10 protein-coding genes and 1 pseudogene are annotated in these 12424 nt (G+C 61.1%); 5 read left to right on the top strand and 6 right to left on the bottom strand.

The genetic code is table 11. The annotated features are described in order from the left end of the window. Positions 1-90 precede the first annotated feature (90 nt). Complete coding sequence (locus tag QKW60_RS12090; RefSeq protein WP_282369017.1) at positions 91-1179, bottom strand: extracellular solute-binding protein; 1089 nt, start codon at positions 1177-1179, stop codon at positions 91-93. Positions 1180-1226: 47 nt separating this feature from the next. After that, complete coding sequence (locus tag QKW60_RS12085) at positions 1227-2246, bottom strand: agmatine deiminase family protein (protein WP_282369016.1); 1020 nt, start codon at positions 2244-2246, stop codon at positions 1227-1229. A 158-nt stretch (positions 2247-2404) separates the two neighbouring features. Here QKW60_RS12085 and QKW60_RS12080 point away from each other — a divergent pair, with 158 nt between their 5' ends. Together QKW60_RS12080 and QKW60_RS12075 are read left to right on the top strand one after the other, a co-directional pair. Then, positions 2405-3298 carry a LysR family transcriptional regulator gene (locus tag QKW60_RS12080; protein ID WP_282369015.1) on the top strand — a complete coding sequence of 298 codons (894 nt, stop codon included), beginning with the start codon at positions 2405-2407 and terminating at the stop codon, positions 3296-3298. Beyond that, positions 3295-4209 carry a nitrilase-related carbon-nitrogen hydrolase gene (locus tag QKW60_RS12075; protein WP_282369014.1) on the top strand — a complete coding sequence of 305 codons (915 nt, stop codon included), beginning with the start codon at positions 3295-3297 and terminating at the stop codon, positions 4207-4209. Before QKW60_RS12080 ends, QKW60_RS12075 begins: the two co-directional genes overlap by 4 nt. Positions 4210-4630: 421 nt before the next feature. Here QKW60_RS12075 and QKW60_RS12070 read toward each other — a convergent pair whose 3' ends face one another. Continuing rightward, complete coding sequence (locus tag QKW60_RS12070) at positions 4631-5542, bottom strand: LysR substrate-binding domain-containing protein (protein WP_282369012.1); 912 nt, start codon at positions 5540-5542, stop codon at positions 4631-4633. A gap of 92 nt (positions 5543-5634) precedes the next feature. Between QKW60_RS12070 and QKW60_RS12065 the strand changes: the two genes are divergently transcribed. The 3 genes and pseudogenes from QKW60_RS12065 to QKW60_RS12055 all read left to right on the top strand — a co-directional run bounded on the left by QKW60_RS12065 (position 5635) and on the right by QKW60_RS12055 (position 8680). Further along, on the top strand, positions 5635-7206 hold the full coding sequence (locus tag QKW60_RS12065) for a trimethylamine methyltransferase family protein (RefSeq protein WP_282369010.1): 1572 nt from the start codon (positions 5635-5637) through the stop codon (positions 7204-7206). 457 nt (positions 7207-7663) lie between these two features. After that, positions 7664-8143, top strand: a pseudogene (locus QKW60_RS12060) (AraC family transcriptional regulator); the annotation flags it as partial. Positions 8144-8155: 12 nt separating this feature from the next. Continuing rightward, complete coding sequence (locus QKW60_RS12055; RefSeq protein ID WP_282369088.1) at positions 8156-8680, top strand: GlxA family transcriptional regulator; 525 nt, start codon at positions 8156-8158, stop codon at positions 8678-8680. A 317-nt stretch (positions 8681-8997) separates the two neighbouring features. Here the strand turns inward: QKW60_RS12055 and QKW60_RS12050 are convergent, their stop codons facing one another. The 3 genes from QKW60_RS12050 to QKW60_RS12040 are packed head-to-tail and all read right to left on the bottom strand — an operon-like array spanning position 8998 to position 12424. Then, positions 8998-9660, bottom strand: coding sequence for a TetR/AcrR family transcriptional regulator (locus QKW60_RS12050; protein ID WP_282369009.1), 663 nt, complete (start codon positions 9658-9660; stop codon positions 8998-9000). Positions 9661-9662: 2 nt separating this feature from the next. After that, complete coding sequence (locus QKW60_RS12045) at positions 9663-11198, bottom strand: trimethylamine methyltransferase family protein (protein ID WP_282369008.1); 1536 nt, start codon at positions 11196-11198, stop codon at positions 9663-9665. A gap of 5 nt (positions 11199-11203) precedes the next feature. Further along, complete coding sequence (locus QKW60_RS12040) at positions 11204-12424, bottom strand: cytochrome P450 (protein WP_282369006.1); 1221 nt, start codon at positions 12422-12424, stop codon at positions 11204-11206.

Raw genomic sequence — 12424 nt, 5'->3', positions numbered from 1 at the left:
GATTGATTGGCGATACCAAATCGCGATTTCGGATGGCTTGCCCGTCGGTTACATTCCGTTGAGCAATGCGCACCCTGTCGAAACCGGTTGCTACTGCCCGGACATCAGCCGTGTCCATTTCCGGTTTACGATCCGGGCAAACTCCACGGGATAGTTCGGAATGCCATAGAGTTTTTTCCGCAGGTCTGCGGGCGGATATGTTCCCGGATCCATGCGGACGTCTTCAATGACAAGATCGGTCGCGGCGGCGTTTGCATTTGCATAGTAGACGTAATTGGTGATGCCCGCGGCAACCTCGGGTCGGAGGATGTAGTTGATGAATTTGTGCGCTGCATCCGGATTGGGCGCATCGACTGGTATGGCCATGACATCCATGAACATGTCAGTGCCTTCCTTCGGCACGGAATAACTGATGTCGAGTTCGCGGCCCGCTTCGTCGGCACGCAGGTAGGCGATCCCGACATCGCCATTGTAGACGACGCCGAGGCAGGTTTCGCCGGTTGCGATATCCGAAATCACCCGGGAATTGTCGGAATGCAGAAGGTAGGGCCGGATTCCGTTCAGCAGGTTCATCGCCGCATCAAGGTCTTCCGCTTCGACACTGCCCGGTTCCCGGCCAAGATATGTCAGCGCGGCCGGTATAAGTTCGGACGACGAATTCTGCACGAAAAACCCGCAATCGGCGAAGCGCTTTACGATCTCGGGGTTGAAAATCACCTCCCAGCTGTCGATCGGTGCATCAGGCATCCGGTCGGCGACTTCAGTGTTGTCGACATAGATGCCAAGAGTGCCCCAAGTATAGGGAACGGTGTATTGATTGCCCCGGTCGACGGACGCGGCGACGCCCAGGAACTGAGGATCGACATTGCCGATGTTGGTGAGTTTCGGAATGTCGAGCGGCTGATACGCGCCTGCCTCGATCTGCTTTCCCACGCGCTCCGACGACGGGAAAACGACATCGTAGCCGCTGCCTCCCGCGAGGAGTTTGGTTTCGAGCACGTCGTTTGACGAGAAAGTGTCATAGACGACATCGATCCCGAATTCCGCCTCGAAGTCCGCGATCGTCGTTTCGCCGAAATAGTCGGCCCAGTTGTAGATGTAGAGTTTCTCATGGGCCGAGGCGGCTGTGCTCACGCTGGCGAGCAGGGATGCGGCAATTGTGAGAGTGGTTTTCTGCATTTTTCTTCCTTGTTGGTGACACCCTTTGGGGCGAGGCAGCATAAGGGTCAGAGTTGAGGTTGCTGTTGGGTGATGCAGTGAATACCGCCGCCGCCAGTACATAGGACCGGGATCGGCACCTGAACGACGTCACGCCCGGGGAATGCGGCCGCGACGATGTCGCGTGCTGCGTCATCCTCAGGCACGCCATAGGACGGCATGACGATACCGCCATTGGCGACGTAAAAATTGATGTAAGACCGCGATGCACCCCAATCGCCCTTGCCCCGCCGCCCGACGGGCGGGGCTTCGGTCATGCGCAAGATCTCGATTTTGCGGCCGGCAGCATCGGTTTGACCCTCAACGGCGCGCAGATTCGTCATCGCGACCTCATGGGAGAGTCCGGCACGCTCATAGCTTTCCTCGAAAAGCAGCGCGCCCGGTCGGGTGAAGCAGGCGATCCCGTCGATATGGCCATCGGTGCCGAACTCATGCTCATTGCCATGCAGCCAGATCACCTTCGTCACGCCGAGTGTGCGCGCAAATTCTGCTTCTGCTTCGGCGCGGGTCATCCCGGGGTTCCGGTTCGGGTTGAGAACGACGGTTTCGGTCGTAATGAGTGTGCCCGCTCCATCGACGGCGATCGCGCCGCCCTCGATCGCCATGGTTGACGGAACGATCGGAACACCCGCCCGCTTCAGCACAAATTCGGCGAGTGCCGCATCTTTTTCGAAGGACGGGTTAGCCCCGCCCCATCCGTTGAACCTCCACGAGACACCCGTCAGCGCCCCGTCTGCGGCGCGCACGAATGTCGGGCCACTGTCGCGCAGCCAGGCATCGTCCATGGGCACTTCGATCACGTCAATGTCCGCGCCGAGCAGATTCCGGGCCCGCTGGACAACCGACGGGTCGGCGAGCATGGATACCGGTTCGAAGCGGCGCACCGCGTGGGCAACGGCGGCGTAGTCTGCCTCGGCGCCGCCCCGGTCATTGCCCCACATGCTATGGATCGGCCAACCCATCCAGCAGCAACTGTGCGCTTCCCACTCTGCCGGCATGCGCACCTTTTGCATGGTCGATGTCGTCATAGGATCCGCCCCTCCAAGCCGCTATCCACGCGCTGCGAAATTTCCCGGTTGATAAAGAACATTCATAGTGCTTTCATGATTCCTCTGAAAAAACTCTAATTCAAAGGGGGTTTTGCGTTGAACCGGGAAAAATCTGATCCATTCAATCGAATTTTCTCATGCTAAATCGTCCAACTCTCCGATCTCTCATCTCGTTTGAGGCGACGGCGCGGCTTAGCAGTTTCACCCGTGCGGCTGACGAACTGTCGATGACACAATCCGCGGTCAGCCATCAGGTCAAATCGCTTGAAGACCTGCTTGGGCAACCGTTGTTCAACCGGCTGCATCGCGGCGCGGTGACCACGGACGCGGGAACTGATCTGCTCCAGACGGTGCGGGATTGTCTCGACCTGCTCGACCACGGGCTGCGGCGTCTGGAGCAATACAAGAAACCCAACCAGATCATCGTGTCTTCGTCACGGTCATTCGCCGATGCCGTCCTGCTGCCGAAATTAGCGCAGTACAAGAACTTGCATCCGGAACACAACATTTGGCTTCACACCGAAGACACGCCCATCGACCCTCTGCTCGGCGAGGTTTTCGTCACCATACGGCACGCTGACCGGCGCCCGGAGGGCATTCAGGCAACGCCGATTTGCGATGACTTCCTGACGCCTCTCGCCACGCCCGCGCTGATCGAGCGGCTGGCGATCCGGTCGCCAGTCGATCTGCTCGCCGCGACACTGTTGCACGACGAACGCCGCGAGGACTGGCCGACCTGGTTTGCCGCCGCGGGTGTGAACGGCGGCAATCAGGTCGCTGGATACAATTTCAGCGATTCCGGGCTGCTGCTTCAGGCCGCCACTCGCGATCTGGGCATCGCGCTTGGCAGTTTGACACTTGCACACGGGTTATTGGAAAGCGGCGCGCTGGTCGCTCCATTTCCAGATATTCGCGTCGCTGCGCCCGGCTACCTGATGATCTCAAGCCCCGAGGCGCTGAAACTGGAACGGGTGCGGGTGTTCCGCGCCTGGCTGCTTGACCTGCTGTCAGAAGAAGGACATTCGACATGACACGATTACTGAAGGTTGCCGCGGTTCAAACGTGGCACGACTGGGACGAAAAGGCGACCGTTGGCCGGGTTTTCGAGCTTTGTGCCCGTGCCGCACGTGATGGCGCGCAACTGGTTCTGCCATCGGAACTGTTCGCGGCGCCCTATTTCTGCAAGGCCGTGAATCCGAAATACCGCGACCTTGCCCGACCAGCCAAAGGGCATCCGCTGATCGCTCGGTTTCAGGATCTCGCGCGGGAGACCGGGACCGTGATCCCGCTATCGTTCTACGAACACGCGGGTGAGCAGCTTTACAATTCGGTGGCCGTGATCGACGCTGACGGAACGGTGCTGGGGATCTACCGGAAATGCCACATCCCGGATTTCGACGGGTATATCGAGACGGCGTATTTCGATGCGTCACCCGACGGACCGCAGGTCTGGGACACGCGCTATTTGCGCCTTGGAGTTGGCATCTGCTGGGACCAGTGGTTTCCCGAACTTGCCCGCGCCATGGTGCTGAAGGGGGCGGAACTTCTCGTTTATCCCACAGCCATCGGCAGTGAACCGAAATGGCCGGATCTCGATACCGCCGAACAGTGGCAATCCGCGATGCGCGGACATGCGGCGTCGAATGTGATCCCGGTCCTTGCCGCGAACCGGATCGGAACGGAAACCGATGACGGCTACACCATCGATTTTTACGGCTCGTCCTTCGCCTGTGATCAGCGCGCGCATGTCGTGTCGCAATTGGGTCGAACCGAAGAAGGAATTGTTACGGCCACATTCAATCTCGATCAGGCCGCAAAGGATCGAAATCACTGGGGTACATTTCAGACGAGACGCCCCCGGAACTACGGCCTCCTCGTCGATACGCCCGCAGGACCGCCGCCTGAACCGCAAATGTCGTCCAGCCCAACCCGTTCGGGTTGACGAAAAAATGCGACATAGCGCGGCCAACGCTAAGGACGTTGGCCTGTGCCAATTGCCTCAACTCTGCTCCTGACCACACTAGACAGTTCAAGAATGTCCGGTTTCGGGAGGCTTTGCGGGAACCACACTGCGGCATCCGGATCAACGATGGATGGCCGCATTTCGCTGAACCTCCCCAACTCAACTGGCCTGAGCCTCTCCAACTGAATTGGTCCACCGCTATGGTTAAGGCTGCTCACTGCCCGCCAGGACGGTGGTGCAAGACTTGCTTCTCATCCTCTGATCGGCAGCTTGTCGAAATCGACCGAAACGCGGCCCGGCGCCCCAAGCTGGTGCCGGACGCGCCGAGCCCTGACGTCCGCGTGAAACCGAGAAGCCGATGGCGGCGGTGGTGCCCCGGAGGGGCGGAACCTGACGCGTCCTATTTGGGCACGGGCCATGCCAGCAGCCAATCCCGCACGTCCAAAGCCGCGCGCGAAAGGGCGGCGTCTCGCGGCCAGATGACATGGAAGTCCATGCCCGTCGTCAGGGCATGGTTGGTCAGCCGGACAAGTACGCCCTTTTCCACCAGCCCCTCCACGAGGTGCCGCCAGCCGAGAGCGACACCTTGCCCTGCGATGACTGACTGGATGACCAGAACGTAGTCGTTGATCTGCAGCCCTTTGGGCACCTTCTGCCCGTCAATGCCGACGGACTCGAACCAATCGCGCCAGGTCGCTGCCGACCGGAACGGTTCTTCCAGGTGGATCAACTGGTGCCCGAGCAAGTCCGCCGCGCGTCGCGGCTGGTCTCTCTCGGCGAGATAACCCGCTCCACAGACCGGGTAGATTTCTTCGGGCGCGAGCGGCTCGGCATGGTATTTCGACCATTCACCGGGATCGCCGCCCCTTACAGCCAAAGGGATTCCTTCGCCCAAAAGGTCAAGGTCACGGTCCGCCGTCTGGATACGCAGGTCGATATGGGGAAGATCCTCGCGCAGTTGCGCCATGCGCGGCACCATCCAGAAGGCCGCGAAGGCGGTGGAGCAGGACAGGGTCACGTGACCGCCTGTAGCCACCGAACGCAGATCCTGAGCGGACCGCTTGATATGGGACAGCCCGATCGACACATCGGCATGAAACCGTTCGCCCGCCTCGCTCAGCCGGACCCGCCGGTACTCGCGCAGGAACAGTGCCGTGCCCAGATGTTCCTCAAGCCGGGCGATGGCGTAGGAAACCGCCGCCTGTGTCATGTGCAACTCACGTGCAGCGGCGGTAAAACTCGACAACCTTCCGGCAGCTTCGAACACAACGAGGCCGTTGATGGAGGGTAACAGGCTGCGCAGCATTTCCATAAAAATACCTTATCAATATTATGAAACTTTTCCAGCGTTACCGCGCTCGTTTGCCTGACTAAACTGCACTTTGCTTATGAGGGAGATGAATCATGGCGGACAGTGGGTTTGCGGAGCCGGAGGCAAAGCGCCAGCGGGGAGGCCGGTCGCAGCGACGCGACATGCGGCTTCAGGGCGGACAGGCGTCGAAACGACCCTACATCGTCCGCAACCTGCCAACCTACGACATCCTGTCCGACGAAAGCCTGTCGCGGATCGAGGCGACCGCCGACCGCATCCTCGCTGAAATCGGGATCGAGCTGCGCGATGACGCCGAAGCGCTGCGGCTGTACCGTGAGGCCGGAGCGGAGGTCACCGATATCTCTGCCGATGTCTGGAACGTGAAATTCCCGCCCGGAATGCTGCGCGAGATCCTGAAGACCGCGCCGGCCGAGTTTACCCAGCACGCCCGCAACCCTGCGAACAACGTGAGGATCGGCGGCAAGAACGTGGTCTTCGCTCCCTCCTATGGCTCGCCCTTTGTCATGGATCTCGACCGGGGCCGCCGCTACGGAACGATCGAGGATTTCCGGAACTTCGTGAAACTCGCCCAGTCCTCGCCCTGGCTGCACCATTCGGGCGGCACCGTCTGCGAACCGACCGACGTACCCGTGAACAAACGCCATCTCGACATGGTCTATTCCCACATCCGCTATTCCGACCGCGCCTTCCTCGGCTCGATCACCGCTGCGGAACGCGCTGCTGACAGCGTCGAGATGGCACGCATCCTCTTCGGGGCGGGGTTCGTGGATCAGAACTGCGTGGTGATGGGGAACTTCAACACCACATCGCCCTTGGTACTCGACGGGGTAACGACGGCGGGTATCCGCACCTATGCGGAGGCCAATCAGGGCTCGATCCACCTGCCGTTCCTTCTTGGCGGCGCCGTTGCCCCGCTCACGACCGCGGGCATGGTGGCGCAAGGCCTGGCCGAGAGCATGGCCTCCTGTGCGCTGACCCAACTCGTCCGCCCTGGCGCGCCCGCGATCCTCGCCAGTTTCTTCTCCTCGATGAGCTTGCGCTCCGGATCGCCCACCTTCGGTACGCCGGAACCCGCGATCGGCTCGCTTGCCATGGGCCAGCTTGCCCGGCGCCTGAACCTGCCGCTGCGCTGTGCGGGCAATTTCAGCACGTCGAAACTGCCCGACGGGCAGGCCATGCAGCAAAGCATGATGTCGATGATGTCGGCCGTGCAGGGTGGTGCGAACTACGTGCTGCATTCTGCCGGTTTCCTCGACGGGTTGCTGTCGATGTCCTACGAGAAGCTGGTGATGGACACCGATATGTGCGGTGCGCTGCATGCCTATCTCGACGGGATGGAGGTAAACGAGGACACGCTTGCCTTCGACGCTTTGGCCGAACTCGGCCCCGGCCAGCACCTGTTTTCCACCCAGCACACCCTGCGGCACTACGAAACCGCCTATTGGGACAGTGCAATGGATGACAACCAACCGTGGGAGACCTGGGACGAACAGGGTGGAATTGATTCCGCCAGGCGCGCCAATTCCCGCTGGAAGAAGCTTTTGCAGGAATTCGAGGCCCCTCCGTTGGACGAGGGCATCGACGAGGCGCTGCAGGACTTCATCGCGCGGCGCAAGGATGCGGTGCCGGACATGTGGTACTAACCCCGCACAAAGGATGCTCCACCTAATGCGATAAACCGCAAGAGACAACGTCCAGATGTCCCGCTGCCCTTGGACGGTTCCTTCCCTCATCCTCGTGCACACAAAGAACGGGAGACATTCGCATGAGCAAGGATCTGATCAGGCTTTCGGATGGCACACCGCGCGCCACATCCCAGGATAAGCGGCGGCATCCGAGTGACAGAACAATTCGATTCCCTTTTCATTGGGATCGTGTTCGCGCCGCTGCTGTACGCCGCCCAGGGCGTCAGCCCCAAGTACTGTCACCCCTTGACCCGCGGCGCTTAAAATTTCGGGGGCTTCTCCTCCCCTCAATCGTACCGGCCCGAACCAATGGTCAGTGCGGCTACGGTCAAAGTCGCGGCGCAATGTCTCCATGTCTCAGTGGCAACAAGCCTGAATCGTCCCGACTGCGCCGTAACATAAGGAAATTTCATCCATGAGAGAGGCGTCTCATTTCGTATTCCTTCTGACCGACGGCTTCCCGCAGATTGCTTTGACTTGCGCAATTGAACCACTCCGCCTGGCGAATTTCGTCGCGGGTAAGGAAATCTACAGGTGGAGCCTCGCGTCCGTCGACGGCAAGCCGGTGACGGCTTCCAACGGCCTGCACACGTCCGTGGATCGTGGACTGATACAATTGGGACGCAGGCAAAGGCTCCTGATCGTTTCAGGCGATGAGGCGTTTCGAAGTCAATGCGCCGATCTCGGCGCATACATACGAACGCAAAGGGCCCATGGCGCGATAATAGGCGGGATTTGCTCGGGCGCTTACTTTCTTGCCAAGGCGGGGCTCCTCGCCGGGAAGGAAGCCGCAATCCATTGGGCCTATCACGACGTCTTTCTGGAACGATTTCCGACCGTGAGTCTTACCAGATCGCTCTTTGTCGCCGATGCGACCCATCCGACCTGTTCCGGGGGCACTGCGACAGTGGACCTCTTGCTTCACATCATCTTAAAGGATCATGGTCGCGATCTCGCCATTGCGATTGCCGAACAACTTGTGTGTTCCGGCATGCGGGACGGCACGTCGCCACAACGCTTTTCCGCACAGCTTCGACACGGCGTCCGCAACAAGCTGCTCGGCAAGGCCATCGCGCTGATGAACGAATACATCGAAACACCGATCACTTCGCACGAAATTGCGGAAGAGCTGGGAATATCCTGCCGACAACTGGAGCGGATCTTCGCGAAACATCTTAACACCGCACCGATGCGCTATTGGCTCGCGCTGCGCCTAAACCGTGCCCGGAACCTCCTGCTTCAATCCGAGGCAAGCATCTCTGAAATCGCGGTGGCGTGCGGATTCAATTCCGCATCGCATTTCTCGAAGGTGTTCCGGACCCGGTTCGGTTATTCGCCCATGAATGAGCGCGCCTTCAGATCTCACACAACCGAGTTTCCGGTAGCTGTGTCACCCCAAGCAATGGCTTCACACATCGCGCGCCGCGCCTAGGTTTGTCACCCTGAAGATCATTTAACGGTTCATTCGCGAATGGGAAATTACCTGTTCCCCAGGCCGCCATGCAGGTCAGACAAGAATACTACGACGGGATGGTCGCGGGTTTTCTTGTTGTCGGCGGTTTGATGCGCCGCCCTGACGATAACCGGGTTTCCCGGATCACTGCTCGGCCGTCGCGCGGCCGTGTCTGCCTTTGCCCAGGACTATAGCCCCATTTGCGGGCCAAAGGATGGCCTCTGCCCAGGCCGGGCGCCAGCCGTAGGAGGCGCGGCGGTCCTCATGCAGAAAAATGAAGGAACCTTCCCCGGTCGTCATCCCCTTGCTACTGCGATTGCCCAGGAGCGGAATGCTTCGACCTCTTCGCGAGTAGCTTCCCTGCCTGTGAACCCAAGCAGATAGCCTTCGAGCCGCCCCATGCGGATCCGCATCGGCTCGCTCTGATCCAGGGCGTGGTAGCCGAGCTGCATGAAGTAGAGGATGCGGGCGCGCACATCGGCCTCGTAGTCCGAATAACCATGTCGGCGGAACATCGCAGCCACCGCAGCCAGCCGCGTGTCGTCGGCCCGGTCGATGACCCGGCGGACCGAGCCGTCGCGCCGCGCCCATTCGCGGACCGCGAAGTCAAGCCGCTGGTCAAACAACGCCGGGTCAACGAAGCAGCGGAAGAAGTTGCAGACCGCACCGGTGATCGTCTGGGCAGGCATCTCGCAATGCCGCACGAGGATCGCGGTGTTCGTCGCCTCCCAGTCTGCCAGAAGCGCGTCGAGGAGGTCCTTTCGGCTTTTGAAATACCAGTAGAATGAGGACCGGGCGACCTGCAGGCGCTCACCGATGGTCAGCACTTTTACCTCGGCAACGCCGTCAGACAAAAGAATGTCGCGGGCGACGTTCAGCCAGTCGTCGCGGGTGACGCGCGGGCCAGCGTTTGTTTCCTCGCGCTGCAATTTCACGATCTTGCCGTTGTCGCGCGTCATGTTCAGCTCTCCGGCGGCGCACCGCCCTCGGCGGTCCGGCGCGTGATGTAATCGTTGACGGCCTCCATCCTGCCGGGGGCGAGAGGCGCGCGCCAGTCCTCGGCTACGATGCGCTTCCAGATCCCGGTCGCGCGGGTATTGGCGTCGACCGCACCGCGTTCCGTCCACGTGCCGAAGTTCGACCAGTCGGCGACGATCGGCTCGTAGAATTCCGTCTGGTAGCGGGCCATGGTCTGGGTCGTGGCAAAGAAATGCCCGCCGGGTGCGACCTCGGCGATGGCGTCAAAACCGATCTCGTCGCTGGTGCAAGGGGTTGCAGCGCAAAGTTCGGCCACCATCTGCAGCGCCTCGATGTCCGTGATCATCTTTTCATAGCTGATACTCAACCCGCCTTCGAGCCAACCTGCGGCATGGATGATGGTCGTCGCCCCCGCCATGAGGCAGCCCCAGAGCGCGAATTGCGTCTCGTGCGCGGCCTGCGCGTCGTTGATATTGCCAGCCGATCCTGTGGCGCAGCGCCACGGCAGGCCAATGAGCCGGGCCAATTGCCCGGCGGCTAGAGAGGCCTTGAAATGCTCGGGCGTGCCAAGCGCCGGGGCGCCGGACTTCATGTCGACGTTCGAGGTGAAGGTGCCGTACATCACCGGCGCTCCGGGCCGGGCAAGCTGACTGAGCGTGATCGCCGCCAGCGCCTCGGCATGGCTGAGCGTGATTGAACCCGCGACCGTGATCGGCGCCATCGCCCCCATCAGCGTGAAGGGCGTCACAATCGCCACCTGTCCGGCGCGCGCGAAGTCGATCAGCCCCTGCGCCATCGGTATGTCGATCTGGCGGGGCGAGTTGGTGTTGATGATCGTGTAGCAATGCGGTTGGGCTGCAAATGCTCCGTCGTCGAGGCCTCGCGCGAGCTTCAGCATGTCGAAGCTTTCCAACACCTGCGGCGTGCCGCGGGAGAAGACAAAGGGCACTTTGTCCGACAGTTCGATCTGGGCCTTCATCGTGGCGTAGTGGCGCAGATGCACCGGCACGTCCTGCGGTTCGACCAGTGGCGGGACCATGTGCAGGACGTCAAAAGCCTGGGTCAGTTGTACGAGTTCGCGAAAATCGCGCTCTGTTCCGGGCCTCCGCCCGCGTTCGAGATCGGTCGCGTGGGGGCAGCCCGCGCCCGGTTGGAAGGTCAGGCTACCAAGCTCCAGCAGGAGGTCGCGTTCCGGCGTGCCGCCCCGTAGCCTGATGCTGCGCGGCGCCGTGATCAATGCCTCTGCCACGATGTCGCGACCGAGGAAGACCATTTGGCTGTCTTCGTCCACTCGCGCGCCCGCCGCACGGAAGATTGCACGCGCCTCGGGCAGAAGGATGCGGATGCCAAGGTCCTCGAGGACGCGCAGGGACGTATCATGCATCGCCGCAATCTGGTCGTCCGAAAAAACCCGCATCGGTGGGAAGGGATTGCGCAACTGCCGGTAATTGGTTTCGCGCTGGGTTTGCGTCTGTTGGCCGCTGGCGCGTCTGCGCCCGGTCCGATGGGTTTCCCTCATGCTCCCTAACCCCTTCCGTGGAACCGCACCATCTGGCGCGTCACGTTGTCGAAATTGGCGTTAACGCCAAGCTCGGCGGGTCCCGTCAGTTCGATCGCCGAAGTTTGCGTCAGGATAGCCCGGGCCGCGATGCGGGTTTCCAGCCGCGCAAGCGAGGCGCCAAGGCACATATGCATCCCCTGTCCGAAGGCGAGGTGACGATTGGGCGTGCGGTCTGGCTGAAAGTCATCCGGCGCGTCGAAAACCTGCGGATCGCGGTTCGCAGCCGTCAGCCAGACCACGACGCGGCCGCCCTTCGGGATCGTGACCCCGTGCATCTCCATGTCCTGCAAGGCGAAGCGATCGATATTCCGGATCGAGTTTCTCATGCGCAACGTTTCGTCAACCGCACCGTCGGTCATGTCAGGGTCTGCCCGGAGCCGTGCGGCCTCCACGGGAAAGCCATCAAGCAGGCGCACGAAATTGGTGATGAGGTTCGTCGTCGTCTCATTCCCGGCCAGAAGAAGAAGCATGGCCATCGACAGAAGCTCCCCCTCGGACAGCCTCTCGCCTTCGACCTCAAGGTCGCGGAATGTCGCGAGCAGGCTGTCACCTGCGGCAGGGCGAGACAGGAAGTCGCGGAAATAGGCTGTCATTTCCTCCGCGGCCCGGCGACCGCGTTCCGCAAGCGCGGGTTCCATCTTCTCCAGCCATGTAACCGCGCCGGAATTATCACCCAGAACCGCCGTCCAGCCGCGGATGCGTGCCATATCGGCCTTCGGCAAGCCGAGGACGGCACAGATCATGGCCACGGTGATATGCGCGGCAAAATCTTCCACCAGGTCAAATTCATCGGCTGACAGGGCAAACGCGATCCGTTCCTCAACCACGGTCTCGACCGCCGGGCGAAGGGCCTCGATGGCCTTGGCCATGAACACACGATTGGCCAGCATTCTCAGGCGGCGGTGCTTTTCGCCCGCGGCTGAGATCATGTTGTTGAAAAGGAACGCGACATTGGCGTCGGCCAGATCGCCACCCCCCTGCAGACTGCGGTCCGAGGAGAAGAGATCAGGTTTCAGCAAGAGGTCCCGCACATCGTCATACCGAAAGACGTGCCAGCTTTCCGTCAGACCCGGTGAGAGCCGGAAGACCGGGTGATGCTCACGCATATGCGCCAGTATCGGATAGGGATCGGCGCGGAAGCGCGCGCTGGTCAGTGCGTTGAAATCGGATTCCAGCCCTTTCAT

This window comes from Albidovulum aestuarii (assembly GCF_029961185.1).
In the GTDB taxonomy this organism is placed as follows: domain Bacteria; phylum Pseudomonadota; class Alphaproteobacteria; order Rhodobacterales; family Rhodobacteraceae; genus Albidovulum; species Albidovulum aestuarii.
This window is presented reverse-complemented; position numbering and strand designations above follow the sequence as displayed.